The following is a 26,420-nucleotide window of genomic DNA, read 5'->3' as shown; positions in this document are numbered from 1 at the left end:
CCAGCAGTGAGGTGCGCTCCGCCTCGGGCGTGATGCCCAGTTCGGCCAAGCGCTCGGCAGAAATCGCGTTCTCGGCGGTTGACGCCCGCACGCGAAACAGCTCGCTCACCTCGTCGGCGCGAGTGGGGCGAAGCTGCGCTTGCATCACCTCGCCGCCAAGGCCGCCAGCAACTTCGCATGGATGCCGCCAAAGCCGCCATTGCTCATGCACAAGAGATGATCTCCTGGCTTGGCCGCCTTGAGCACGGCGGCCACCAGTGCGTCAACATCGGCACCGACGACGGCCTGTGCGCCCAGCGGCGCCAGCGCGTCCTTGGCGTCCCATTCCAAGCCTTGCTGATTGCAAAAGCTCAGATCGGCTTCTTCCAGCGCCCACGGCAGTTGCGCCTTCATGGCGCCCAGCTTCATGGTGTTGGAGCGCGGCTCGAAGATCGCCAGGATGCGCTCAAGTGGCGCGATAGGGGCTATGCGTCGGCGCAGGCCGCCCACGGTGGTGCGGATGGCGGTCGGGTGGTGGGCGAAGTCGTCATAGACCTTGATGCCGTTCACCTCACCGCGTAACTCCATGCGCCGACGCACGTTTTTGAACTCGGCCAGCGCGGCCGCGCTTTGCTCCGGCGTCACGCCGACATGCTCGGCGGCGGCAATCGCAGCCAGCGCATTCAACTGGTTATGTTCGCCATACAGCGCCCATTCGACCCGCGCCACCTTCAAGCTGCCACGCAGCACGTCAAAGGCCTGCGGCTCGCCGCGCGCGCGCAGCGCGCCGGGTTCTTCCTTGCGGGCACCGAAGCGTTGCAACTCGCTCCAGCAGCCCCGGCTCAAGACCCGCTGCAGCGCTTCCTCGCGGGCGTTGACAACGATGCGGCCGCTGGCCGGCACGGTACGAACCAGGTGGTGGAACTGCGTCTCGATGGCGGCCAGGTCGGCAAAGATGTCGGCGTGATCGAATTCGAGGTTATTCAGCACGGCGGTGCGTGGGCGGTAGTGAACGAACTTGCTGCGCTTGTCAAAAAACGCGGTGTCGTATTCATCCGCTTCTATGACAAAACTTGAACCCGAGCCCAGTCTTGCCGAAACGCCGAAATTCTGCGGCACGCCGCCGACCAGAAAGCCCGGCTGCAGCCCCGCATGTTCAAGAATCCAGGCCAGCATCGAGGTCGTCGAAGTCTTGCCATGGGTGCCGGCCACGGCCAGCACATGGCGGCCTGGCAGCACATGGTCAGACAGCCATTGCGGGCCGCTGGTGTAGGCCAGGCCGGCGTCCAGAATCGCCTCCATCAGCGGGAATTTTTCCCCTCGCGTGACCACATTGCCGATCACAAACAGGTCCGGCTTAAGCGCCAGTTGTTCGGCGCCGAAGCCTTCGGTCAGTTCGATGCCGAGGGCTTCGAGCTGATCGCTCATCGGCGGGTAGACGTTGGCGTCGCAGCCGGTGACCCGGTGACCGGCCTCGCGCGCCAAAGCCGCCAAGCCGCCCATGAAGGTGCCGCAAATACCGAGGACGTGAATATGCATGGCTGGCCAGCTTCGGATCAACGCAGCGCGTGGGCAGCGGCGGCCAGCGTGGCGGCGATGTCGGCCTCGCTGTGCGCGGCCGATACAAAGCCGGCTTCGTACAAGGCCGGTGCCAGGTAGACGCCGGCGTCCAGCATCGCATGGAAGAAATGGTTGAAGCGCGCCTTGTCGGTCGTCATCACCGTTTGGTATTCCTGCGGCAGCTGGTCCATCAGGAAGAAGCCGAACATGCCGCCTTCGCAGTCAACGCTGAAGGGCACGCCGTTGGTTTTGGCGACCGCAGCCAGGCCGTCGACCAGGCTGCGGGTCTTGGCCGACAGCGCCTCGAAGAAGCCGGGCTTTTGAATCTCGCGCAAAGTTGCCAAGCCGCAGGCGGTGGCGACCGGGTTGCCGCTCAGGGTGCCGGCCTGGTAGACGCCGCCCAGTGGCGCCAAATTTTTCATGATGTCGCGGCTGGCGCCGAAAGCGGCCAAGGGCATGCCGCCGCCAATCACCTTGCCGAACACGCTGATATCGGGCTTGAAGCCGGGGATCAGTTTGGCGTAATGGCCTTGGGCACTGCGCAGGCCGACCCGGAAACCGGTCATCACCTCGTCCAGCACCAACAGTGCGCCGTACTCGGTACAGAGCTCGCGCAGCCGCTTCATATAGGCGACTTGCGTGCGCACGAAGTTCATATTGCCGGCAATCGGCTCGATGATCACGCAGGCCAGCGATTTGCCATGCAGCAAGAACGCTTCTTCCAGCTGAGCCAGGTGGTTGAACTCCAGCACCAGGGTGTGCTGGGCCACTTCTTCGGGCACGCCGGCGCTGGTCGGGTGGCCGAAGGTGGCAAGACCCGAGCCGGCCTTGACCAGCAGCGCATCGGTGTGGCCGTGGTAGCAGCCCTCGAACTTGATGAATTTACTGCGGCCAGTGGCACCGCGCGCTAAGCGGATCGCGCTCATCGTCGCCTCGGTGCCCGAGGACACCAGCCGCACCTGCTCCATGCTGGGCACCAGCTTGAGGATTTCTTCGGCCAGCTCGATCTCGCGCTCGGTCGGCGCGCCGAAGGAGAAGCCTTGGCCGGCGGCGCTGATCACCGCTTCCAGCACGGCCGGATGGCCGTGGCCCAGAATCATCGGACCCCAGGAGCCGATGTAGTCGATATAACGCTGACCATCGGCGTCGTAAATATAGGCGCCGTCGCCGCGGGTGATGAAGCGCGGCGTGCCGCCGACGGCGCGAAAGGCGCGCACCGGGGAATTGACGCCGCCAGGGATCACGCGCTGAGCACGCTCGAACAGGATTTGGTTTTGGGACATGACGAAGGTGGGGCGAGATCAGTAAAACGAATCAATGCATTTGGCTTCAGTGCATGCGACTTCAATGCATACGGCGGGAGGGCCGGGCCGGCGGGCTGTCTTCCGGGCCCACTGCGGCCGGATCGGCCGGTTCAGCCGCCTCGGCATCGGCGGCCGCGGCTTCCTCTTCCTCTTCTTCTTCTTCTTCGCTGGGCGGCAAGGCCCAGAAGAAGCGGTCGGGAATGGCGTTACCCATGCCGGGCCTGAAGCCCGCGTCCAGCGCCTGATCCAAGAAGGACAGCGCTTCGCCGACGGCGGAATGGATCTCCGCGCCGACCGACAGCAGCGCAGCCAGCGAGGCTGACAGGGTGTCGCCGGCGCCAATGAAACTGGCGTCCAGGCGCTCGAACTTCTCGCCGGTGATGGGCCCGAGCGAATTCGCCAACACGTTGTCGACGAATTGGTTGGCCATGCTGATGCCGGTCACCAACACATGGGCCGTGCCGTGCTGGCTTGCTGCCACCGCCAGTTCGCGCGGCGAGGCGGGGCGGTCAGCGTCCCAGTCGGGCAGCAAAAAGTCGGTCAGGGTCTTGTGATTGCCGACCAGCACATGGGTCTGCGGCAGCACCAGTTCACGGAAGGCGTCCATATAGCTTTGCTGCTGCTCTTCGTCCAGCCAAGCGACATTGGGCAAGTAGGCGACCAGAGGCACATCGGGATAGTCGCTGAGCACCTCGGCCACCGCGCTGATGCCTTCGGGGCTGCCGAGAAAGCCGACCTTCCAGGCCGAGATCGGCACGTCTTCGAGAATCAGGCGGGCCTGCTCGGCGATGGTCTCGGAGTCCAGCGTGTGATGTTCGAAGGTCTCGGCGGTGTCACGCAAGATGATGGACGTCACGACAGGCAGGCAATGCGCGCCCATCGCGGCGATGGTGGCGATGTCGCAACCCAGGCCGCCGGCGCCGCTGGCTTCGCTGGCGTTGAAGCTCATCACGCAGGCGGGAGCTTGGGCTTCTTCTTGCGCTTCAATGCTCGTCAATGGGTCGACGACGACGACGGCCGCCGAGGTGGCTGGTATGGCTGGTTTGGTCATGGCTTGGCGGCGCTATTGAACGGGTTCTGCAAGCTTTGAAAATGCTGCAATAGGCTGGCCGCAGGCGGCAAGGACTCAGGCCGGTTCCAATCGCGGGTGAAGCGAGCAATATCACCGGAAGCTGTTGCATCCTTGCCGATTCACCAACGACGGCGGACTACTCCGGCGTGGCTACAATCTTCGCATTGTAGTGAGCAAAAGATACCTATCGTGACCGAAGCTAGTGCGAATACCTGGATGTGCTTGATCTGTGGCTGGATGTACGACGAGGCCATGGGCGACCCCGAACATGGCATCGCGCCGGGCACCTTGTGGGCCGATGTGGATATGAATTGGACCTGCCCGGAATGTGGCGCCCGCAAGGACGACTTCGAGATGGTTCGTATCTAGTGCGCTGCGGCCCAAGGTAACAATGCGTGACGGCCCGCTTGCCATGTGACACTGCGCCGGATTGGGGTGCTAGTTCAGGCCACTTGTTTGTTGGTGATGGGAGAACAGCTTGGACGTGCAAGTTCCTGAAGGCAACGCAATCGGTCATACAAGCGGCGGCGCGCTGACCGGCTCCGCCGCGGCCAAAGTACTGGTGATTGACGACAGCAACACCATCCGGCGCAGTGCGGAAATTTTCCTCAAACAGGGCGGCCACGACGTGGTGCTTGCCGAAGACGGTTTCGATGCCCTCGCCAAACTGAGTGACTATCAGCCGGACCTGGTGTTCTGTGACATCTTGATGCCGCGCTTGGATGGCTATCAAACCTGCGCCATCATCAAAAGAAACCCGGTCTTCGCCGGTGTACCGGTGATCATGCTGTCCAGCAAGGATGGCCTGTTTGACAAGGCCCGTGGACGGATGGTGGGCTCGCAAGATTACCTGACCAAGCCCTTCACCAAAGATCAATTGCTGAAGGCGGTGCTCGCGCACCGACGCGGGCTTTGATGCGAACGCTTTCGCTGCCGGCCCTGGCTGGCGCCGTCTTGGCCTGAGGAATAACGATGCCGATTCATAAAATCCTGCTGGTGGATGACTCGAAAACCGAGTTGCATGTACTCAGTGACATGCTGATCAAGCGCGGCTTCACGGTCCGCACGGCCGAAAATGGCGAAGAGGCGATGAAGCGCCTGGCCGAAGACACACCCGATCTGATCTTGATGGACGTGGTGATGCCGGGGCAGAACGGGTTTCAGTTGACCCGCACCATCACCCGTGATGAGCGCTTTGCCGCTGTGCCGGTGATCATGTGCACCAGCAAGGGACAGGAAACCGACAAGGTCTGGGGCATGCGCCAGGGCGCGCGGGACTATGTCGTCAAGCCGGTCAAGGCCGACGACCTGCTGGCCAAGATCAAGGCGCTGGGTTGAGCCGTTCCTGCAAATGAGTAATAGACAAGCGCTGCGGGAACTTCAACATCGATTGGCGCAGCGCATGCAGGATGCGCGTGAACAGAAAACCGAGCTGGCAAATTGGCTGGCCGTTGAATGTGCCGGTTATGGCCTGCTGTTTTCGCTCAAGCAGGCGGCCGAGATTTTCACGCCCGTCGCGATCAAGCCCGTGCCCTATGCCCAGCCCTGGTTGATCGGGGTGGCGAATCTGCGCGGCGGGCTCTTCACGGTGATTGATTTGGCGGTGTTTCTTGGCTTGCGTGAGGCCGGGGCGCAGCGCACCGACGCGGCTCAAGCGCGCTTGGTGGCCTTGAATCCCGATTTGAATATCAACTGTGCCTTGTTGGTCGACCGGCTGGTCGGCTTGCGCAGCGATGAGCAGCTGACGCTGCTGCCGGTCGAGTCGGCTGAGGCAGGCAAGCTGGCCCCGCGACCTCGATTTTCCGGGCCGCTCAGGCGCGACGCGGACGGTCGATCTTGGCAACAACTGCATTTGGATGCCCTTTCTACGCACGAACAGTTCTTGCGAGTTGTGGTTTGATGCCGAGTCGGTAAGAGCAAGACGGGGCGGTGGCCGCCAATCAAATGAAAAAACGAGGGTGAGATGAGCTTCCTGGACAAGATCAAGAACCTTGGCAAGACCCAGGCTGGGCAGGCTTTTGAGGCGCCGGCGACTGCCATGCCTGCGGTCGAAGCATTGCAGGCGTCAAGCCAGGGGCGTGACGGCATGCTGAGCCGCCAAGCGGATGCAGGCTCGTCCATCATTGCCGAGTCCTTGCCGACGGAATCGGCCAGCACCGAGTTTGGCGAAACCACAGCCACCTTTGCCTCCACCGTGTCGGCGGCCGATATGGCCGCCCAAAAGGCAGCCCACAAGGCAGCCATCGTCAAGGCCGGCAGCGGGCGCCGGCAGGCCGTCTTAACGGCCTTGGTCGCTTTGGGTCTGTTGGGCACAGCGGCCACGGTCAGCACCAGCTTGCTAGGCGGCTCGCGCAGCGCCGCGCAGGTGCGCGCCACCGGCCAGGCCTTGATGCATTCACAGCGCATGGCCAAGTCGGTGTCGGCGGCCTTGATTGGCACGCCGGCTGCGTTTGCCGAGTTGCGTGAAAGTTCCGAGCTGGTCAGTTCGGTGGTGGCAAATTTGAGCGACGGCGAGGGGCCGCTGGCCCAGGCGCCGGCGGCGGTGCAGCCGAGTCTGAGCTTGGTACGCCCCCTGGTTGAGCGCGCCGTGAAAAGCGGTCAACTGGTGCAGTCGCAGGAAAAAGTCTTGACCGATGTGGCGGTGGCGCTGCGGGCGATCAATCGCCAGTCAGCCGATTTGCTTGAAAGTGCCGAGGCGGTCGCCGCCGAGTCATTGCAGCAGGGCGGCTCGGCCACCGAGATTGCGGCAGCCGGTCAGCTGGTGATGCTGACGCAGCGCATCGGCAAAAGTGCCAATGAATTTCTGACCCAAGAAGGCGTCAGCCCCGAGGCGGTGTTCTTGCTGGGCAAGGACTTGAACTCCTTCAAGCTGATCACCGATGCCTTGCTCAGCGGCAGCGTTGAGCTGCGTTTGCTGGCTGCCAAAGATGCGCAATTGCGCGCCCGCTTGCTGACCCTGCTCAAACAATATGAGCAAACGCGCATGCAAGCGACCGCGATTTTGGATAATTTGCAGGGCTTGGTGGCGGCACGTGAGGCGCAGAGCAGCATCCTGGGCGACAGCGAGGGCTTGCGCAAAGGGCTGGAGCAGGTGGCTTTGGAGCTGGAATCAGCCGGCGGCGTCAATCCGGGTTTGCTGGGTTTGATGTTGGCTTCGCTGGCCGCCTTGGTGGTCGGCGTGCTGGGCTTCTTGCGCCTGTATGTCAGCGAGCAAGGGCAAAGGGCGGCCATGGCGGAGGCGGATAAAACCGAGGCCGAGGCGCAGGAGCAAGAAGCCAAGCGCGTCAATGATGCCAATCAAGGTGCGATTTTGCGTTTGATGAATGAGCTGCAGGCGGTTGCCGAGGGCGACCTGACCCAGCAAGCCACCGTCACCGAGGACATCACCGGCGCGATCGCCGACTCGGTCAACTACACGGTGGAGGAGCTGCGCAACCTGGTCAGCCAGGTGCAGACCACCGCCGCCCGCGTGACCGACACCACCGGCCAAGTCGACCAGACCTCGACCGATCTGCTGGCTGCGTCCAAGGAGCAACTGCACGAGATTCGCGCCACCGGCGAGGCGGTGTTGCAGATGGCCGGGCGCATCAATGAGGTGTCGACGCAAGCGCAGGTCACCGCCCTGGTGGCGCGCCAGTCACGCGAGGCCGCCGAGTCGGGGCTGCAGGCGATGCAGAACAATATCAGCGGCATGAACGCGATCCGCGACCATATCCAGGAAACCTCCAAGCGCATCAAGCGCCTGGGTGAGTCCTCGCAGGAAATCGGCGAGATCACCGAGCTGATCTCCGACATTACCGAGCAAACCAATGTGCTGGCGCTGAATGCGGCGATCCAGGCCGCGTCGGCCGGTGAAGCGGGGCGCGGCTTCTCGGTGGTGGCCGAGGAAGTGCAGCGCCTGGCCGAGCGCTCAGGTGACGCGACGCGACAGATTGCTGCCTTGGTGAAAACCATTCAGACCGACACCCATGACGCGGTGGCGGCGATGGAGCGCTCGACGCTGGGGGTGGTGCAGGGCACGCGCCTGTCCGACGCGGCCGGGCGCGCGCTGGAGGAGATTGACGCGGTGTCGCGCCGCCTGGATGACTTGATCGCGCAGATTTCGCGCCAAGCGCTCAGCGAGGCCCACTCGGCCAATGAGGTGGCCGCCAATATCCAGCATATTTTTGCGGTGACCGAGCAAACCAGCGAGGGCACGCGCTCGACCGCCCTGATGGTGCATGAGTTGTCCCGCTCGGCCGAGGCTTTGAAGCAGTCGGTGGCTCGCTTCAAAGTCGCCTGAGGCCAGGATCAAGCATGGATATCGCACGCGACTCCGAGCTCCCCGCGGACCTCAGCCCTCTTGCCTGGGTGCAAGAGGAGTTGCGCCGCTCTTTGGAGGCGGTTCATAAAGCCCTGCGGCGATTGCTGCGTGACGGTGACAACCGTTCGTCGGTGGTCGCCGGTTTGGGCCCCGAGGGTCTGACCACCATGGCACCCAATGCCAGCGTGCAGGCCGCCCTGCAAAATGCGGTGGCGCAGCTGCATCAAGTGGCCGGTGTGCTGGCCTTGGTGGGCCTGCCCGCCGGATCGGTGGTTTTGCGGGCCGCCGAGCGTGCCGTGGCGGCCTTGCTCGACAACCCGGCCAGCATCGATTTGGCCCGCGTTGAGACCATCGAGCGCGCCAACTTCGCCCTGCTGTCGCTGATTGCGCGGATGTTGGCCGCCGGCTCCATGGCGACGCCGGGCGCCGCACCGGGCGCGACCCAGTCGTCCACCTTGAGTCTGTTCCCGGCCTATCGGGATCTGCAGACTCTGAACGGCGCCGAGCGTATTCATCCGGCCGATCTGTGGCAGTTTGACTGGAGCTGGCGCAGTTTGCCGGCCGACGCCAAGGCCAAGCCAATGCCCGCGGCGACGGTGCGCCCGGCCTTTGAGGCCGCGCTGCTCAAACATATGCGAGCGCCCAGCCCCGCACATGCGCGCATGTTGAGCGAGCTGAGTGCCGGTCTGGCCCTGGGTTTGGATCAACAGCCCAAGTCCAAGACGCTGTGGCAGTTGGCCGCGGCGATGTTTGAGGCGCAGGCGCTGGGCTTGCTGCAGGTCGACGGCCTGGTCAAACGCTTGGGTTCGCGCTTGCTGTCGCAGATGCGCGCGCTGGCCCAAGGCGACGCCGGAGTGAATGAGCGCTTGGCGCAAGACTTGTTGTTCTTTTGCGCCCAAAGCCGCCCGCCCGCGCCCGCCCAGCCAGCGCCGCGCTTGCAAGCGGCACTGGCCAGTTATGGCTTGCTCGACGCCGTGCCGGGCGATTACGAAGACGAGACGCTGGGGCGGATTGACCCCGCCTGGGTCACCCAAGCTAGGCGCCGCGTGGTGGCGGCCAAGGACTCCTGGGGCCATGCGGCCGACGGTGATATGCAGCGCTCCGCTGCGTTGAATGAGCAATTTGTGGCCCTGGCCGAGTCGCTGCACAAGCTGTTCCCGAGCGGCGAGGTGCTGGCCGAATCGCTGCAACGCGGTGTGGTTGCCACCTTGCGCTCCGGCGCGCCGCCGCCGCCGGCCTTGGCCATGGAAGTGGCGACCAGCCTCTTGTATGTCGAAGCGGCCTTGGATGATGCGGCCTTTGACCAGCCCGAGCAGGCGGCGCGCGTGCGTCGTTTGGCGGGGCGGGTCGAATCGGTCGCGCGCGGCGGCGAGCCCGAGCCGCTGGAAGCCTGGATGGAGGACTTGTACCGCCGGGTTTCCGATCGCCAGACGCTGGGCAGTGTGGTGCAGGAGCTGCGGCTCAACTTGTCCGAAATTGAGCGTCAGGCGGATGAATATTTCCGAGACCCCAGCCAGCGCGAACGTTTGATCCCGCTGCCCGGGCAGCTGCAGACCATGCGCGGCGTGTTGACGGTGTTGGGGCTTGACCAAGCCTCCTTGGCCTGCTTGCGCATGCGCGACGAGATCGACGAGTTGGCCAATACCGAGGTTGATATCGAGCGCGGCGGGCCACGCGAGTTGTTTGACCGTTTGGCCAATAACCTGGGAGCCTTGGGCTTCCTGATCGATATGCTGAGCGTGCAGCCGCAACTGGCCAAGCGCATGTTCAGCTTTGATGAGCTCAGCGGGCGCCTCAATCCGGTGATGGGCAGACGCAGCGACGCCAGCCGGGTGCCGCCATTGAATCCGCCGGTGCTGCCGACGCGGGATATGGTCGAGCCGGTGGCTGCCGCTGCGCCGCCGACCTTGGTGGACGATGTCCCGCTGCCTGTACTCGTGCCTGTGCCTGTGCCTGTGCCTGTGCCTGTGCTGAAGGTTACGGCGCAAAGCAGCGCTCACGACCCGGAGATGCAGGAGATCTTCCTGGAGGAGGCCGCCGAAGTCTTGGGTCATGCGCGTGAGGCCTTGGCCACGCTGCGGCAGGCGCCTAACGAGGCGGCCGCCTTGACGGTTTTGCGCCGCGCCTTCCACACCCTCAAGGGCAGCGCCCGCATGGTCGGCCTGGACGACTTCGGCGAGGGCGGCTGGGCCTGCGAGCAGTTGTACAGCGTCCGCTTGGCTGAGGCGCTGCCGCATGCCGACGCCGCGCTGCTGGATTTCACCACCGAGGCCCTGGACTACCTGGGCGACTGGAGCGCGCAGATCGCGGCCAAGCAGCCGGTCACCCATACGCCGCAGCCGCTGCGACGCGGTGCCGATGCGTTGCGGCTGCTGCCGCCGCAGCAGCAAGCCACGGAGCTGGCGCCGGAGCCGGCGACCTTTGCCGCGCCCGAAATCCTGCCCTTCGAGTTGAACTTGGCAGCTGAACCGGCCGAATTTGCAGAAAATGCCGCGCCGCCGTACGAGTTGCCGGAGTTCGAGCTCAGGCTTGATCTGGGTGAGGAGGCGCTGGAGTCCTTCGTTGTCAGCACACCGGCAGCGCTGGTCGAAACCGTTGCGCAAGATGAGCCAGCGCCTGAGCTGACACTGGAGCCCGCGGCCGCGGCCGAGCCCATCATTGCGCGCACGCCGGCGCGGGCTCAGTTTGAGCCGGTGTTGGTGAAGGGCGGGCGCATGCCGGTCGAGCCCGAGCCCGAACCCGAGCCGATGGCTGAGCCGGAGCTGCCCACGCTGACCGAGCCGGCCTTGCTGGACGAGTCGCGCGATGAACAATACAAGATGATTGGCCACCTGCCGGTCAAGCTTGAGTTGTTCAATATTTTTCTCAACGAGGCCGATGAGTTGTCGCGCCGCTTGGCCACCAGCCTGGCCGAATGGGCTTTGGAGTTGAACCGGCCGGTGCCGGCCAATTGCGAAGCCTTGGCGCATGCGCTATCGGGCAGCGCGGCGGCCGTCAAATTTGACGATTTGGCGACCCTGACCCGTGCCATGGAGCATGCCTTGGGCCGCGCCGCTCGCGCCAGCCGCTATAGCGAGGCCGAGGCTCAAATGTTTGTCGGGGTGGCTGATCAGGTGCGCCATCTGCTGCACCAGTTTGCCGCCGGCTTCTTGAAGACCTTTGATCCCCTCACGCTGGAGCATTTGCGTGCCTACGAGCCCAATCTCGAACCCAATAGTCGCTTCGGTGAGCTCAGTGATTTGGAAGACGATGGCTTGCATTGGCGCGCTGCGCAGCCGTCGACCGAACCCGTCCAAGCGCTTGAACCTGATCTAGAGCTGGCGTTTGGCGGCGCCTTGACGCCGTCGGCCGACGCGGATGAAGTCGAGCCCGGCCTGCCCGATGAGATCGACCCGGTGCTGTTGCCTATCTTTGCGGAAGAGGCCAGCGATTTGCTGCGCGACCTGCACGGCGCGCTGCGTGAATGGCTGGCCGAGCCCAGCGATTTGCGCTGTGCGGCCGCTTGTATGCGGGCGCTGCACACCTTCAAGGGTGGCGCGCGCTTGACCGGCGCGATGCGTTTGGGCGAGCAGGCGCATGAGCTGGAATCGGCGCTTGAGCGGGCCGTCGCCGACGGTGTGCCTGAAATGGCCGACTTGCTGGGTTTGCAGGCCGGCGCGGATGCTTTGGAAGTGAGCTTTGAGCAGCTGGGTGAGGCGCAGATGCCGGCCGAGTCGCTCGTGGAGCCAGTGTCCGAAGCACCAGAGCCAGAGCCAGAGCCAGAGCCAGTGGTGGACTTGCCTTCGCCCGAGGTGACCGAAGCGGTTGGGGTCGCCGAGACAGCCGTCCCGCAAATCGACTGGGCCCGCTTTGTTGATGCTGAGCTGGACGAAAACGCTGCCGCCGAGGCCTCGGCCAGCGGCATGCAGGCGATGGTGCGGGTGCGTGGCAGTTTGCTGGAGCGCATGGCCGCGCAGGCCGGCGAGGTTAGCATTCGGCGCGCGCGCCTGGAGTCCGAGCTGGCGCAGATGAAGAGCAGCCTGCTCGATCTGGATGACAACTTGGCCCGCTTGCGTGCGCAGCTGCGCGAGCTGGAGTTGCAGGCCGAATCGCAGCTGGGCGGCCAGCACGAGCTGCAGCAAGACGGGGCCAGTACGGCGGATTTCGATCCGCTTGAGTTCGACCGCTACACCCGCTTCCAGGAATTGACTCGCATGATGGCCGAGTCGGTCGGTGACGTGGCCACCGTGCAGCGCGCCTTGCAGCGCAATGTGCAGCTCGGCGAGGACGAGTTGGCGGCGCAGTCGCGCTTGACGCGCGAGCTGCAGGACGACTTGCTGCGCACCCGCATGGTCGAGTTCGAGAGCCTGGCCGAGCGCTTGCACCGGGTGGTGCGCCAGGCCGCGCGCGATGCCGGTCGGCAGGCGCGGCTGGAGATCGTCGGCGCGCAGACCGAGCTTGACCGCAGCGTGCTGGAGCGCATGTCCGGTGCCTTCGAGCATTTGCTGCGCAATAGCGTCAGCCACGGCATTGAGCCGGCCGAGCAGAGAGCCGCCCTGGGCAAGGACCCCGTCGGCAGCCTTTGCCTGACGGTGCGCCAGGAAGGCAATGAAGTTTTGCTGAATTTCAGCGACGACGGCGGCGGCCTGGACCTGCAGCGCATCCGAGCGCGGGCGGTCGAGCTGGGCTTGATCAAGGCCGATACCGAGAGCGGCGGACCGGCCGAAGACGCGGCGCTGATGCAGCTGATCTTCACGCCTGGGTTTTCGACCGCGGCGCGGGTCACCGAGCTGTCCGGGCGCGGTGTTGGCATGGACGTGGTGCGCGCTAACGTCAGCACCTTGGGCGGCTCGATCGAGACCCGCTCGGAGGCGGGCCAAGGCAGCAGCTTTTTGCTGCGCCTGCCGCTGACCACCGCGCTGACGCAGGTGGTGCTGTTGCGCTGCGGCGAGCAGACGGTGGCGGTGCCGGCCGCCTTGATGGATTCCGTGCAGCGCGTGCCGACCCAGCAGGTCGAGGCGGCCTATGCCGGCGGCACGCTGCAGTTTGGCGGCGAGGCCCTGCCTTTTTACTGGCTGGGCGGTTTGTTGGGCCTGGCGGGCCGAGGCCAAGCGCATGGCAAACATATGTCGGTCGTGCTGGTGCGCAGCGCTCAGCAGCGTATCGCCCTGCATGTGGACGAGGTGCTGGGCAACCAGGAGGTGGTGGTCAAGAATCTGGGTCCGCAGCTGAGCCGGGTGCCGGGTCTGGCCGGCATCAGTCTGCTGGCCTCGGGCGATGTGGCCTTGATCTACAACCCGGTCGCCTTGGCCACCTGGTACGGCGCGGCAGCACTTGAGCGACTGGCGCAGTTGCGCCAGCTCCAAGATCCAACCGGCCCGGCCGGTCCGGCTTTGGTGGCCGAGCCCGAGCCGCCCTTGGTACCCTTGGTTCTGGTGGTCGACGATTCGCCGACCGTACGCCGCGTTACCCAGCGCCTGCTGGAGCGCGAGGGCTACCGGGTGCAATTGGCCAAGGACGGGTTGGACGCGATGGAATGCCTGGCCGGCGAGGAGCTGCCGGCGCTGGTCTTGTCCGATATTGAGATGCCGCGCATGGACGGCTTCGATCTGGTGCGCAATATGCGCGCCGATCCGCGCTTGGCCGCTTTGCCGGTGGTGATGATCACGTCCAGAATCGCGCAAAAACATCGCGACTACGCCGAACAACTAGGGGTCAACCATTACTTGGGCAAGCCCTATGACGAAGAGTTACTTTTGTCACTGATTGCTGGCTACACTGCGCCAGCAACAGCGGGCGACAAGTCACCGCAGCAATAAGCGGTGAGGGGGCTAGGGCGTTACGGCGCTTCGGCGCTGCTTTTCACCATCGGGGAAGCCCAGAGGAAGTACAAAATAGCTCAAACCCCATTGCTGGGGTGAGTCAAAGCCATGTCCGAAGTCGTTGATCATCTGGCCGAAATGACCGGCTTCCGGGACCGGGACGTCATGGACGTGACCCTGGTGTCCGCGCTACGCGATTTATTGGAGCCGGTGTCGGTGGCGATTTTTCGCTGCGTCGGCATGGGTGACGAGGGTGGTCAGCAGCGCTGGCTGACACGCGCTCGGCTGAGGGCCGACGACGCGGTGGCCACTGCCGACCCGCTGTGGTCCGATCCCGCCGGCCTGCCCCTGGCGCAAGACTATCCGCAGCGCCTCGACTGCATGCACAGCCGTGCGGTGGTGCAGTCCGAACAAGGCGAGCATTTCATCAATCTGTTTCCGATCGCCACCGACCGCGAGGTGGTGGGCGTGTTGGAGCTGATTTCCACCGAACGCATGCCGGCCAAGGCGCAGCGCCTGGTCAGCAGCGTGCTGCGGATTTATCACAACTTCCAGGGCCTGCTCGACTACAGCGAGCGCGACACCTTGACCGGCCTGCTCAACCGCAAGACCTTCGAGGACAGCTTTCTGAAGGCGGTCAGCGAGTTGCCGGCGCGTGCCAGTTTGGCCGGCACCGATGATGGTCGGCGTCACGAAGGCAGCAGCCCGCGCTACTTTATAGGTGTCATTGACATCGACCATTTCAAGCGGGTCAATGACCGCTTCGGCCATTTGATCGGCGATGAGGTCTTGCTGCTGCTGTCGCGGCTGATGCGCAGCAGCTTCCGCTTTCATGACCTGCTCTACCGTTTCGGTGGCGAGGAGTTTGTGGTCTTGATGCGTTGCGAAGACGAGGCAGATGCGGCCCAGGCCTTCGAGCGCCTGCGCCTGAACACCGAGCACTACGCCTTCCCGCAGATTGGGTGCATCACGGTCAGCATCGGTTTCACGCGAGTTCGCAGCGAAGATTCGCCGGCCTCCGCCTTCGAGCGCGCCGACAAGGCGGTCTATCACGCCAAGGACTCGGGCCGCAACCAAGTGCACAGCCATGCCGATCTGGTTGCGGCCGGCAAGATGCGCGAGCAGGCCCAGCTCAGCGCCATGGAGTTGTTCTAGGCCCGCTGCTGTTCCGCCACCAAGGCCGGATTGAGGCGCGGGTCGTTGTACATCTTGAACTGGCGGTAGACCTTGAAATAGGCCCGCCCGGCCAGCGAGTCGGCCAGCAGCTGGTCGTAACAGTCACCCAGATCACTTTGCTGCTGCCGCAGGCGGGCCAAGCGTTCGCTGCAGGCGCTGCGATGGGCGTCATCGACATCCGCGCGCAGGGTTTGCAAGCGCATGGCCTCGATTTTCAGCGCCATGATGGACATGCGGTCCACCATGCTGCCGGCGGTCTCGCTATTGAGCCGCGCGCCGGCAGCTTGCGTTGAACGTGGCGTCGGGCTGGCCAGCGTGGCGGCATCGACCAGGCCCAGCGCGCTGAGCAGCCATTCATCGATGCGCTCGATCGCGTCATTGCGCGCCTGGTTGAAGCGGTCAATCGCGCGCTTGTTGGCGACGATTTCGGCGTCCAGCGCTTGCTGGCGCCGGGCCAGATCTTCCTCGGCCCACAGGCTTGAGTTGTAGAAATGATTGACCCTGGCCCAGCCCAGCACATCGTCGGCCACCGGCGCCGTTGCCTGATGGTCTGCCGGCAGGCCGGTCTGCAGGGCCGCAAGTTGCAGCGCAATAATTTCGTGCGCGGTGGGCAGAGCGCTGCTGGGCGCGGGGCGGGTCTGGGCGGAGGGTGTCATGGGGCTCTCTAGGTACAAAGGCGGTGGCAGAATGCCGCGCAGAGCATAACCGGGAGTGGGCGAGATGGTAGAGCAGCGGGGAGCGCGTCCCTTGATCGTGCGCTTGCGCAATTTTGTCGGTGACGCCGTGCTCGGGCTGCCGGCCCTGCGGCTGTTGGAACGCCATGGCTACCAGTTGCAATTGGTCGGCAAGGGCTGGGCGCCGGATCTGTTCGCCAGCGAGGGCTGGACTGTGCATGTGCGGCCCAAGAAGCTGGGTGACCGGATCAAGCAGTTGCGCCGCCTGCGCGCCGAGGCACGCCGCCTCGACCCCGGCTTTGATCGCCGCTCAAATGCCTTGGTATTTCCAGGTGCGATCTCGGCCGCGCTCGATATGCGTTTGGCCGGCCTGCGCGCCGAAGGCTATGCCGGCGATGGGCGCAGCTGGTTGCTGGCGCGCAGCTACCCCGTCGACACGAACGTGCACAATTTGCGCGGCTACTGGGACCTCAGCTGCGCCTTTCTCGGCATCAAGGCGCTGCCGCCGGCTTCGATTGATTTCAAAATCAGCACGGCCCAGTTCGCGCAGGCCGATGCCTTGCTGCATCAGCATGGCGTCAAGCCGGGCTTTGTCCTGGTGTGCCCGTTTGCCAATGACACCATCGAGTTGGTCGATAAAACCTGGCCGCATTTCCCGGCCTTTGTCGAGCGGCTCGTTGCCAGCGGCCAGCAGGTGCTGATCTGCCCGGGGCCGAACGAGGTCGAGGGCGGGCGCCGCATATACCCGACGGCGCTGCGGCTGGAGGGCGTCGGCCTGGGCGTCTACAACGCCTTGCTGGCCCGCGCCCGGCTGGTGGTCTCCAATGACACCGGCCCGGCCCATATGGCGGCGGCAGTCGGCGCGCCGCTGCTCAGCGTGATCGGGCCGACGCCGCTGGCGCAATGGGCGCCTTGGGGCCCCACGGTCGAGATCATGCAGCGCTATCCCGAGTGGTACAGCGCTGACGAGGTGTTGGCCCGGGTGAACCAACGCCTCGTCTCGGGCTAATGCTTCACCAGATGCGAATACGCTCGTCGCTGGCCTTGTACATCTGATCGCCCGGCTTGGTGCCGAAGGCCTCGTGGAAGCCGTCGTGATTGACGGCGGCGCCGTTGGCGCGGAACTTGGCCGGTGAATGTGGGTCCACCGTCAGTTTCTGCAGCGCGCGCTCGTCGCGCTGTTTGGAGCGCCAGGCCTGTGACCAGCCCATGAAGAAGCGCTGCTCACCCGTGTAGCCATCGATCACCGCCGCCGGTTTGCCGCCGAGCGAACCCAGATAGGCCTTGTACGCAATCTGCAGGCCCGACAGGTCGGCGATGTTCTCGCCCAGCGTCAGCTTGCCGTTCACCGTCTTGCCGGGCAGCGGCTCATACTTTTCGTACTGAGCGACCAGTTGCGCGCCGACCTTTTCGAAGGCCTGGCGGTCGGCATCGCTCCACCAGTTGCGCAGCGCGCCGTCACCGTCGAACTGGCTGCCCTGGTAATCAAAACCATGGCTGATCTCATGCCCGATCACCGCGCCGATGGCACCGTAATTGACCGCATCATCGGCCGCCATATCGAAGAAGGGCGGCTGCAGAATCGCCGCCGGGAAGACGATCTCGTTCAGTGACGGGTTGTAGTAAGCGTTGACGGTTTGCGGTGTCATGCCCCACTCGGCCCGGTCGACCGGCTTACCGACCCGTTTGGCAATGCGCTCCCACTCGAAGCGGCCCGAGCGAGCCCGGTTGCCGAAGGCGTCGCCTTCGCGAACCTCCAGCGCGCTGTAGTCACGCCAGGCATCGGGGTAGCCGATCTTGACCATGTACTTGCCGAGCTTTTCCTGGGCGGCGGCCTTGGTGGCGGGCGTCATCCAGCTCAAACCGTCGATCGAGTCGCCATAGGCCTTCATCAAGTTGCCGACCAGCTCCACCATGCGGGTCTTGTAGACCGGCGGGAAGTGTTGCGCCACATAGACCTGGCCGATCGCCTCGCCCAAGGCGCCGTTGACTTCGGCAATGCCTTTTTGCCAACGCGGCTGTTCTTCCTTGGCGCCGGTCAAGACATTGCCATGGAAGGCAAAGCGGGCCTCGCGGTAGGCCTTGGGCAGCAGCTCGGCGTTCTCGTCCAGTACCCGCAGCTTCAAATAGGCCCTCCAGTCGGCCAAGGGCACTTCGGCGAACATTGTGGCCAGCGCCGTCAGGGTGCTGGGCTGCGAGACGCTCAGGCGGTCCACGCCCTGCAGCTGGGCGGCGTCCATGAAGGTGGCCCAGTCAAAGCCGGGCGCGGCCTTGGCCAGCTCGGCCGGCGTCATCGGGTTATAGGTTTTGACCGGGTTGCGGTTTTCGACCTTGTCCCAATGCGCCTCGGCGATACGCTTCTCCAGGGCCAGCACCCGGCTGGCGACTGCGGCCGGGTCCTTGGTGCCGGAGAGCTTGGCCAGCGTCGTCAAATAGCCGAGATAGGCCTTGCGGGCCTGGCTCAGCTTGTCGTCGTCCTTAAGGTAGTAGTCGCGGTCGGGCATGCCGATGCCGCCTTGCCAGGTCAGCGCGCGGTTGATGCCGGGCTCCTTGAAGTCGGGCATCACCCAGAGTGCCACGGGGGTGTTGAGGCTGCCCTGGGCGTTGCCCAGCCAGCGTGCCAGATCGGCCGGTGTCTTGATCGCGTCAATGCTGGCCAACATGGCTTTGGCGGGCGCCAGGCCGGCCTTGTCGATGGCGGCCACATCGGTGTAGGAGGCGTAGAAAGCGGCAATTTTTTGCTCGACGCTGCGCTTGTCGACCTTGGTGAGCTTGTCTTGGGGCTTGGCCGCCAAGGTTTCGACGATGGCGCGCACGCGTTGGTCGGACAAATCACGCAGCTGGTAAAAGCTGCCGTACTCGGCCTTGTCGGCGGGAATCGCGGTCTTGCTGACCCAGGCGCCATTGGCGGCCAGGAATAAATCATCCTGGGCGCGAACCTGGGCGTCAAAGCCGGCCAAGTCGAGGCCGGAGGTCGGTGCGGCGCTATTAGCCAAGCCGGCCGAAAGCAGCAGGGCGGCCAAGGGCAAAAGTCGGAAGAGTTTCATGCGGGGTAGACCTGGATTTGGAGAGCGGGCAGAGTAGTGGATGGCAGGCCAAATGGCAAGATGACTTTCCGCACCCGGGGGAACACCCGGTGCGCCCAGTCACGCCTGACGGTGCAGGGTCCAAAGGCCTAAGCCACATCCCCCCGCCGCCATTCCGGTGGTGCCCACAGATGCTTCAGCGCCAGCCACCATGAGCCCTGCTCGCGCAATTCGCGCCGCATGTCCTTGAACATCGCCGCCCATTCATGCACATTCAGCCAGACCAAATTATGGGTCGGCACCGGATGTTCCAGCCCGTAGTCGACCGCCTCTTGCTCCGCCACAAAGCTGCCGAACAGCCGATCGAAAATGATCAGCGTGCCGCCGAAGTTACGGTCCATGTAGACGGGGTTGCGGCCATGATGCGCGCGGTGATGCGAGGGCGTGTTGAACAGCCACTCGAACCAGGCCGGCAACTTAGCGACCCACTGCGTGTGCACAAAGAACTGGTAGCCCAGATTCAAGGACAAGGCAAACAAGACCCAATGTGGCTCGAAGCCCAGCCACACCAGCGGCGTGTAGAACAACCAGTTGCCGGCGATCGCATAGAACCAACTCTGGCGCAGCGCGGTGGTGAAGTTCATATGCTCGGAGCCGTGGTGCACCACATGCGCGCACCAGAACCAGCGGATGCGGTGGCTGGCGCGGTGAAAGCCGTAGTACAGCAGCTCCACACCCATGAACAGCGCAAAGAAGGACCAGGGCGTCACTTCAATCGTCCACAGCCGATATTGGTGGACCCACTGCATGGCCGGGATCACCAGGGCGATCACCAGCAGCAGATCGACGAACAGATAGCTGCCGCCGCTGTTCATGCTCATGAAGGTGTCGCGCCAGGTGTAGACACCGGGCGTCTTGCGAAAGCGCCAGGCCTCCAGCGCGATGCTGAGCATGAACAACGGCGACAACAGCAGCAGCGTCAGGTCGCGCGGGTCAACATGCTGGTGAAAAAGTTCGAGCAGGGTTTCCATTTTTAATCGGGCCTCTGGGTCCACAAGCAGCAGCCGATCGTGCAGGGAATTTGCTGACCTGGCTTGACCATACACGCCAAGTCAGCGCGGGGTAAACCACCGGTGAGGCGCGCACCGCCTTGCGGCATCATCAGGCCCCATGACCGAAGCCCGCGTCGCCGCCTCCTATGTGCATCTGCTCTATGAATACCTGAGCGGGCAAGGGCTCGACCCCGTCCCGCTGCTCGGGCCCCTGCCCAGCGGGCATTTTGTGGCCTTGCCTGCTTGGCGAGCCGCTTTGGAGCGGACGCAAGCGCTGGACCCACGCCCGAGCTTAAGCCTGCGCCTGGCCGCCGGCATCAGCGCGCGGCATTTCGGCGTGGTGGGCTTCGCGGCGCTGGCCTGCCCCAATTTGTTCGCGGCGCTGCAAAGGCTGGAGCGCTTTCATCACTCGGTCTACGACGTTAACCCGGCGCAGGTCGAGCTCGGCCCGCAAGGCCTGTGCATTGAATGGGGCACCGCGCGCGGCCGGCCCGGCGCCCTGGTCGACGAAACCGCGCTGGCTTCGCTGGTGCAGCTGACGCGTGACTTCACCGGGCGGCGGCTGACGCCGCTGCAGGTCGATTTCGTCAACCCCAGGCCGGCGGACACGTCGCCCTACGCGAGCTTCTTTGGCTGCCCGGTGCAGTTTGACCAGCCCTCGACCCGACTGCTGCTGGCCACGCCAGACCTGACCCTGCCGCTGCGCAAATTTGACCCCGCCCTGTTGGCCCTGCTGGATGCACAGGCCGAAGCGCTGCTGCAAGCGGTCGGTGCGGTTGCGGCACCCATCGCCGCCTTCCGCCACAGCCTGGTGGCCTTGATACGCGAAGGCCAGACCTCGCTGGCGGCGCTGGCGCAGGCCCACCACCTGAGCCCGCGCAGCCTGCAACGCCGCTTGGCCGAACAGGGTTTGAGCTTTCAAGCGCTGCTGGACGCCACCCGCCGCCAGCTCGCCGAAGCCTATTTGCGGGGCCAGGATCTGGAGCTCAGCGAGATCGCCCTGCTGCTGGGTTTTTCCGAACAAAGCGCCTTCACGCGCGCCTTCGGCCAATGGACGGGCATGGCCCCGGCCCAGTGGCGCAAGCTGCATTCGAAAGGCCAAGCGTGACTCAAATTTCAAGCCGCCTGCCCGCACCGCCGCCCGAAGTTGTGATCGACGGTGCACCGGCGATTGGGCGTTATGCCGGCCGTATCGAGCAAATTGACTGGCAGGGCTTGAGCGGTGCGCATAGTCGCTCAGCGCTGTGGCGGCGCCTGCATCACAAGCGTTGGCACTATGTGGGCCTGGGCAACGAGGCGCTGTTCATCGGCGTGGCCATCGTTGATCTGGGCTGGAGCTGCACCGCCTTCGCCTATGTGTTCGAGCGCCGCAGCAAAACACTGTTGGCCAACTGGCGCCAGGACGGCTTGCCGGGCCTGCAGGGCCGCGTCTCCGATCGGCCGCTGAGCGGCTGCGACAGCTGGTTTCGAGGCCCCGGCGCGCGCTTGAGCCTGCGCCATCAGCCCGGCGACACGCTGAGCCTGAGCGTGCAGACCGCCGGCATCGCTTTGCAAGCCGAGCTGAACTTGGCCGAGGCCGCGCCCATGCTCTTGGCCATCGGCCGGATAGGAAACGGCGGGGTGGCCCATGCCACGCAAAAAAGCCCGGCGCTGCAGGTCAAGGGTCGGCTGGCGCTTGGCGGCCAAGCTTTCTCACTCGACGACGCGATCGCCAGCGTGGACGCCTCCAATGGCCTGTTGGCGCGCAACACCGCTTGGCGCTGGGCCTGTGCGCACAGCGCGGAAGTTGGCTTCAATCTGCAGCACGGCTATTTCGGCGCCAACGAGAACGCGCTGTGGCTGCAGGGGGAATTGATCCCCTTGGCCGCCGCGCGCTTTGCCTTTGACCCCAAGCAGCCCTTGGCGCCTTGGCATGTCAGCACCGAGGACGGCTTGCTGGACCTTCATTTCAGCCCCGAGGGCGCGCGCCGCGAAGAGCGCAATCTGCTGATCGCCGCCAGCCATTACATCCAGCCCATCGGCTGCTTCAAGGGTTGGGTCAAGGCCTCAAGCGGCGCGCCGCCGTATGCCGTCAGCGGCTTGCTCGGTGTGACCGAGGACCACCAATCGCGCTGGTGAAGCCCAGTCAGCCTGTTAACGGTAAAACGCTTCAACCTTGCCCTTGACCTTCATCATCAACGGGTTGCCCTTGCGGTCGCGCGTTTTGGCTGCGCGCACCATCACCCAGCCTTCGCTGATCGAATATTCCTCAACGTCGGAGCGTTCCTTGCCATTCAGGCGGATGCCGATTTCATGCTGGAACACGGCGGCATTGAAATGCGGGCTACGCTCATCCACCGCCAACCGGTCGGGGATGGCGGGCTTCTCGGTGGACTTCTCGGCTGCGGCTGCGACGGTGGTGTTTTCTGGCTGGGCTTCGGTCATGATAATTTTTTGAGTCACTGCTGATTGCGTGGGCGCCGTCAATGGCGGACAGACTGGATTCTCGCGGATAAATACCGTCCACTCCTCGCTCACCGCAGCGTTTTCACCCAGGCTGCGCTTGCCAACGCGGGGCGATACTGCAGGCCACTTGATCTCAAGCCCAGCTCACCCATCTCATGCGCAAACTCCTGCTCCCTTTGTTGCTCGCCGCCAGCTTCACCGCCGGCGCACGTGACAACCCGCTGCTGCAGCCCTCGACGCTGCCGCTCGGCTACCCGCATTTCGACCAAATCCAAGACGCCGATTTCGCGCCGGCGCTGCTGGCCGGCATGGCGCTGCACTGGCGCGAGGTCGACGCCATTTTGCGCAATCCGGCGCCGCCGAGCTTTGAGAACACGATCGAAGCGCTGGAGCGCGCCGGCCGCCTGTTGAGCCGCACACAGAACATGCTGGGCAGCCTCAGCGGCACCGACAACACGCCCGGTCGCCAAGCGCTGCAGCAACGCTTCGCACCCGAAACGGCCGCGCACCGCGACCGCATTGCGCTTGACCCGCGCTTGTTCGCGCGCGTCGACGCGCTGCTGCAGGCCAAACCCAAGCTCGACGCCGAGCAGCAACGCCTGCTGGAGCGCACGCACCGCAATCTGCGCCGCGCCGGTGCCGAGTTGCCCGCCGACAAGCAGCAGCGCCTGCGCGCCATCAACAGCGAACTCGCGCAGATGGGCGCCGAGTTCAATCGACGGGTGCTGGCCGGCGTCAACGCCTCAGCCGTGTTCGTCACCGACCGTGCCATGCTGCAAGGCCTCAGCGATGCCGAAATCGACGCGCTGAAGCAAGCCGATGGGCGCTTTCAAATAGCGCTGCAAAACACCACCGGCCAGCCCTTGCTGCACCGCTTGCAAAACCGCCCCTTGCGTGAGCAGCTCTACAAGGCTTCGATCGCGCGCGGCAGCCAGGGCGACGCCAACGACACCACTGCCTTGGTCAGCCGCTTTGCCGGGCTGCGCGCCGAGCGCGCTGCCTTGCTTGGGTTTGCCACCCACGCCGACTTTGAGCTGCAAGAACAAACCGCCAAAGAGGTCAAGACGGTCAACACCTTGCTGCGCCAGCTGGCGCCTGCAGCGGTCGCGTCGGCGCGCAAGGAGCAAGCGGCCTTGCAGCAGTTGGCCGACGGCGAACAAGCTGCCGCCGGCCAGCCCCGCTTCGCCCTGCAGGCCTGGGACTGGGACTTCTACAGCGAGCGCCTGCGCGCGGTCCAGCATGGCTACGACGGTGAACAGCTGCGCCCCTATCTGGAGCTGCAGACGGTGCTGGAGCGCGGCGTTTTCCATGCCGCCTCCGAGCTGTTTGGGTTGACTTTCAAACGCCGGCACGATCTGCCGGTCTACCACCCCGATGTGCAGGTCTGGGAGGTGTTCGCGCCGAATGGCAAGACACAGGCCTTGCTGCTGCTGGACCTCTACGCTCGACCCAGCAAGCGCGGCGGTGCCTGGGCCAATGGCTATGTGCGCCAGAGCCATTTGTTTGGCGAGAAGCCCGTCGTCGGCAATCATCTGAACGTCCCCAAACCGGCAGCGGGCCAGCCCACGCTGTTGACCTGGGATGAGGCCAACACCTTGTTCCATGAGTTTGGCCACAATCTGCACAGCATGCTGAGCGACATCCGCTACCCCGGCCTGAGCAGCACGCCGCGCGACTATGTCGAGTACCCCTCACAGGTCAATGAGATGTGGCTGAGCTGGCCCTCGGTGTTCAAACATTACGCCCGCCATCATCAGACGGGTGCGCCCATGCCCGAGGCCTTGTTGAAGAAAGTGCTGGGAGCCGGCACCTTCAATCAGGGCTTCGCGACCACCGAGTATCTGGGTGCCACCCTGCTTGATCAGCGCTGGCACCAGCTGAGCACTGCCGACGTGCCCAAGCCCGAGCAAGTGATGGCGTTTGAGGCCCGTGTCTTGCAGCAAGAAGGCTTTGGCCCCGAGCAAACCTTGGTGGCACCGCGCTACCGCACGCCCTATTTCAGCCATATGGTGGGCGGCTATTCGGCCGGCTATTACAGCTATTTGTGGAGTGAGCTGCTGGACGCCACCACGGTCGAGTGGATCGAGAAGAACGGGGGCTTAAGCCGCAAGGTCGGCGAGCAGCTCAAGCGCCATGTTTTCTCGATTGGCGGCAGCAAAGACATCATGGCAGAGTTCGAAACCATGGTCGGCTCGGGGCCGAAGTTGGCGCCTTATTTGAAGCGGCGCGGGCTGAGCTTGAGCCAGTGACAGGCTGAGACAACGAGGGTCTTTTTTTACCGCGCGACCGCGGCGCGTCGTTGGCCGGCGCAGTCGCTCGGGCGGCAGCGAAGCTGACCGCATGAAAATTCGTGCGATAGCTCGGTACCGGCGCGTGTCAAGCTACTTGTCGCTTCAGTCATGCGGCTAAAGGCTGTCTATTTGTGGTCGCGAGGTGTGCTGTGACGACCGAGTCGCGCTCTGGGTTGAGGGTGACCGGACCGACGGGCGTCCAGTCTCGGGTTGGGCCTGACCAACGCGCCGGATTGTTGCTCCGGGCCTCGCCGTAGAGCGCATGACGGGCGGCCAAGATGGCCTCGTCTTGCCCACTGTGGCGCTGCTCCGGCGATACATAGCGGATGCCGCTGTGGCGGTGCTCGACGTTGTACCAATGCACGAAGCTGGCCGCCCAGGCCCGCGCGCCTTCAAGGTCGCCAAAGCCCTTGCTTGGATACTCGGGCCGGTATTTGGCGGTACGAAACACGGACTCCGCGAAGGCGTTGTCGTCGCTCACTCGGGGCCGCGAATAGGAAGGTTTGACGCCCAGCCAATTGAGCATCGCCAGCACGGTGGTGGCTTTCAGCGTGGCACCGTTGTCGCCGTGCAGCACCGGCTTGTGTGGCAGCACGGCGATGCTTTCGTTCAGCGCCGTGCGGTGCACCAGTTGCGCCGCGTGGTTTGAATCGTCGCTGTCGTGAACCTCCCAGCCGACGATCTTGCGACTGAATAAATCCAGGATCAGATACAGATGGAACCACCGCCCCACCACGGCGGTGGGCAAGTAGGTCATGTCCCAGCACCAGACCTGGCGCGGTGCCGTGGCGATGTGGGTGGTCGGCCGCCGTGTGGCCTTGGGTGCCTTGGCGTGGCCGCGGTGCGCCGTCTGCCCATGCGCACGCAGCACGCGGCTAAAGGTCGATTCGCTGGCGATGTACACGCCCTCGTCGGCCAGCATGGGTACGATGCGCGCCGGCGGCACGGCCGCAAAGCGAGCTTCGTTGGCCACGTTGAGCACACGCTCGCGCTCGACCTCGCTCAACGCATGCGCGGGCACTGGGCGTACTGCCGCAGGCCGGCCATCACCCGCCACCAGCCCCTTGCCGGCTTGCCAGCGCTGCAGCGTGCGCACCGTCAGGCCAGCGGTCTTGCAGGCCAAACGCAAGCTCGCTCCGGCCTTGTTGGCCACTTCGATATCGCGGGTCAAGGTCAGGCGATCTTCGAGAACGATCATTCGTCCTCTCCCTGGTTGAAGATCGCCCCGACTTTTTTTGACAGCACCAACAAGGCAGCACATTCGGCCAGGGCGCGATCTTTGCGGAGCAACTCGCGCTCCAACTCCTTGATGCGCAACCTGTCCTGCTTGGCCTGCTGCGGACTGGCGCGGGCATCTTGTGGTGCGGCCAAGGACTTCACTGCACTCTCTCGCCATGCGAGCAGATCCTTCGGGAAGATGCCCTTGGTGCGGCACCAACCGTTCTTGCTGGTTTCGTCCATCGCGGCCGTGGTCAGCACCGCGTCAAGCCGCGCCGCACCCGACCAACTCTGTTCGGCCGCCGGCAACAACAAAGACTCGTCTCGCCAGCGCTCCAGCGTTGCCACGCCAATGCAGGCATCACGCGCGACGACTTCCACTGCTTCGTTCAGCGGCGACAGCAGCCGTGCAACGTATTTGTTCTTGAATGATTTTCCGTATCGAGCCAAGTCGTTCTCTCATCACTGCCCCCTGTTTGTCGGTTTGTATAGGGGCGACATGTATTCTGACGCGGGGGG

General features: G+C 64.4%; 19 protein-coding genes. 11 read left to right on the top strand and 8 right to left on the bottom strand.

The window, feature by feature from the left end:
• Positions 1-144: 144 nt before the first annotated feature.
• From mpl to thiD, 3 genes are all read right to left on the bottom strand, one after another.
• Entirely contained in the window at positions 145-1,518 is a 1,374-nt protein-coding gene (mpl, locus tag RMO57_RS00500; RefSeq protein WP_310383239.1) for a UDP-N-acetylmuramate:L-alanyl-gamma-D-glutamyl-meso-diaminopimelate ligase, read from the bottom strand.
• Between the two features lie 17 nt (positions 1,519-1,535).
• Positions 1,536-2,822, bottom strand: coding sequence for a glutamate-1-semialdehyde 2,1-aminomutase (hemL, locus tag RMO57_RS00495; RefSeq protein WP_310383237.1), 1,287 nt, complete (start codon positions 2,820-2,822; stop codon positions 1,536-1,538).
• Between the two features lie 61 nt (positions 2,823-2,883).
• Complete coding sequence (thiD, locus tag RMO57_RS00490; RefSeq protein ID WP_310383235.1) at positions 2,884-3,894, bottom strand: bifunctional hydroxymethylpyrimidine kinase/phosphomethylpyrimidine kinase; 1,011 nt, start codon at positions 3,892-3,894, stop codon at positions 2,884-2,886.
• Positions 3,895-4,131: 237 nt separating this feature from the next.
• On the opposite strand from thiD, the gene RMO57_RS00485 reads away from it, so the two are divergent.
• From RMO57_RS00485 to RMO57_RS00455, 7 genes are all read left to right on the top strand, one after another.
• Positions 4,132-4,284: a rubredoxin gene (locus tag RMO57_RS00485; RefSeq protein ID WP_310383247.1), complete on the top strand. Its 153-nt coding sequence runs from the start codon at positions 4,132-4,134 to the stop codon at positions 4,282-4,284.
• A 163-nt stretch (positions 4,285-4,447) separates the two neighbouring features.
• A complete protein-coding gene (locus RMO57_RS00480; RefSeq protein WP_310383245.1) occupies positions 4,448-4,831 on the top strand; it encodes a response regulator in 384 nt (127 codons plus the stop codon).
• A 56-nt stretch (positions 4,832-4,887) separates the two neighbouring features.
• On the top strand, positions 4,888-5,253 hold the full coding sequence (locus RMO57_RS00475; RefSeq protein WP_310383233.1) for a response regulator: 366 nt from the start codon (positions 4,888-4,890) through the stop codon (positions 5,251-5,253).
• Positions 5,254-5,266: 13 nt separating this feature from the next.
• A complete protein-coding gene (locus tag RMO57_RS00470; protein WP_310383231.1) occupies positions 5,267-5,815 on the top strand; it encodes a chemotaxis protein CheW in 549 nt (182 codons plus the stop codon).
• A gap of 63 nt (positions 5,816-5,878) precedes the next feature.
• Complete coding sequence (locus RMO57_RS00465; RefSeq protein WP_310383230.1) at positions 5,879-8,197, top strand: methyl-accepting chemotaxis protein; 2,319 nt, start codon at positions 5,879-5,881, stop codon at positions 8,195-8,197.
• 14 nt (positions 8,198-8,211) lie between these two features.
• The gene (locus tag RMO57_RS00460; protein ID WP_310383228.1) at positions 8,212-14,016 is read left to right on the top strand and encodes an Hpt domain-containing protein; all 5,805 of its coding nucleotides are present in this window, start codon (positions 8,212-8,214) and stop codon (positions 14,014-14,016) included.
• Between the two features lie 111 nt (positions 14,017-14,127).
• On the top strand, positions 14,128-15,174 hold the full coding sequence (locus tag RMO57_RS00455) for a GGDEF domain-containing protein (protein WP_310383226.1): 1,047 nt from the start codon (positions 14,128-14,130) through the stop codon (positions 15,172-15,174).
• On the opposite strand, the gene RMO57_RS00450 is transcribed toward RMO57_RS00455, so the two are convergent.
• Positions 15,171-15,851, bottom strand: coding sequence for a DUF4254 domain-containing protein (locus RMO57_RS00450; RefSeq protein WP_310383224.1), 681 nt, complete (start codon positions 15,849-15,851; stop codon positions 15,171-15,173). The genes RMO57_RS00455 and RMO57_RS00450 overlap by 4 nt on opposite strands.
• Positions 15,852-15,948: 97 nt before the next feature.
• Here RMO57_RS00450 and RMO57_RS00445 point away from each other — a divergent pair, with 97 nt between their 5' ends.
• Positions 15,949-16,878 carry a glycosyltransferase family 9 protein gene (locus RMO57_RS00445; RefSeq protein ID WP_310383243.1) on the top strand — a complete coding sequence of 310 codons (930 nt, stop codon included), beginning with the start codon at positions 15,949-15,951 and terminating at the stop codon, positions 16,876-16,878.
• A gap of 4 nt (positions 16,879-16,882) precedes the next feature.
• On the opposite strand, the gene RMO57_RS00440 is transcribed toward RMO57_RS00445, so the two are convergent.
• The gene (locus RMO57_RS00440; protein ID WP_310383222.1) at positions 16,883-18,916 is read right to left on the bottom strand and encodes a M13 family metallopeptidase; all 2,034 of its coding nucleotides are present in this window, start codon (positions 18,914-18,916) and stop codon (positions 16,883-16,885) included.
• Between the two features lie 128 nt (positions 18,917-19,044).
• A complete protein-coding gene (locus RMO57_RS00435; protein ID WP_310383220.1) occupies positions 19,045-19,926 on the bottom strand; it encodes a sterol desaturase family protein in 882 nt (293 codons plus the stop codon).
• A gap of 139 nt (positions 19,927-20,065) precedes the next feature.
• Between RMO57_RS00435 and RMO57_RS00430 the strand changes: the two genes are divergently transcribed.
• Together RMO57_RS00430 and RMO57_RS00425 are read left to right on the top strand one after the other, a co-directional pair.
• Positions 20,066-21,055 carry an AraC family transcriptional regulator gene (locus RMO57_RS00430; protein ID WP_310383217.1) on the top strand — a complete coding sequence of 330 codons (990 nt, stop codon included), beginning with the start codon at positions 20,066-20,068 and terminating at the stop codon, positions 21,053-21,055.
• Positions 21,052-22,065 carry a DUF2804 domain-containing protein gene (locus RMO57_RS00425; protein ID WP_310383215.1) on the top strand — a complete coding sequence of 338 codons (1,014 nt, stop codon included), beginning with the start codon at positions 21,052-21,054 and terminating at the stop codon, positions 22,063-22,065. Before RMO57_RS00430 ends, RMO57_RS00425 begins: the two co-directional genes overlap by 4 nt.
• 15 nt (positions 22,066-22,080) lie before the next feature.
• On the opposite strand, the gene RMO57_RS00420 is transcribed toward RMO57_RS00425, so the two are convergent.
• A complete protein-coding gene (locus tag RMO57_RS00420; protein ID WP_310383241.1) occupies positions 22,081-22,371 on the bottom strand; it encodes a DUF3297 family protein in 291 nt (96 codons plus the stop codon).
• 176 nt (positions 22,372-22,547) lie between these two features.
• Here RMO57_RS00420 and RMO57_RS00415 point away from each other — a divergent pair, with 176 nt between their 5' ends.
• On the top strand, positions 22,548-24,641 hold the full coding sequence (locus RMO57_RS00415; protein ID WP_310383214.1) for a M3 family metallopeptidase: 2,094 nt from the start codon (positions 22,548-22,550) through the stop codon (positions 24,639-24,641).
• A gap of 148 nt (positions 24,642-24,789) precedes the next feature.
• Here the strand turns inward: RMO57_RS00415 and RMO57_RS00410 are convergent.
• Positions 24,790-26,351 (bottom strand): IS3 family transposase gene (locus tag RMO57_RS00410; RefSeq protein ID WP_310383212.1). Its coding sequence is split into 2 segments (ribosomal slippage): positions 24,790-25,913 and positions 25,913-26,351, totalling 1,563 coding nucleotides; the frame shifts between segments, so codons are not numbered across the junction.
• Positions 26,352-26,420: the final 69 nt, after the last annotated feature.

Source organism: Roseateles sp. (genome assembly GCF_031397715.1).
GTDB lineage: Bacteria > Pseudomonadota > Gammaproteobacteria > Burkholderiales > Burkholderiaceae_C > Paucibacter_A.
The sequence above is the reverse complement of the archived record's forward strand: the minus strand, read 5'-3'. Positions and strand labels throughout refer to the sequence as shown.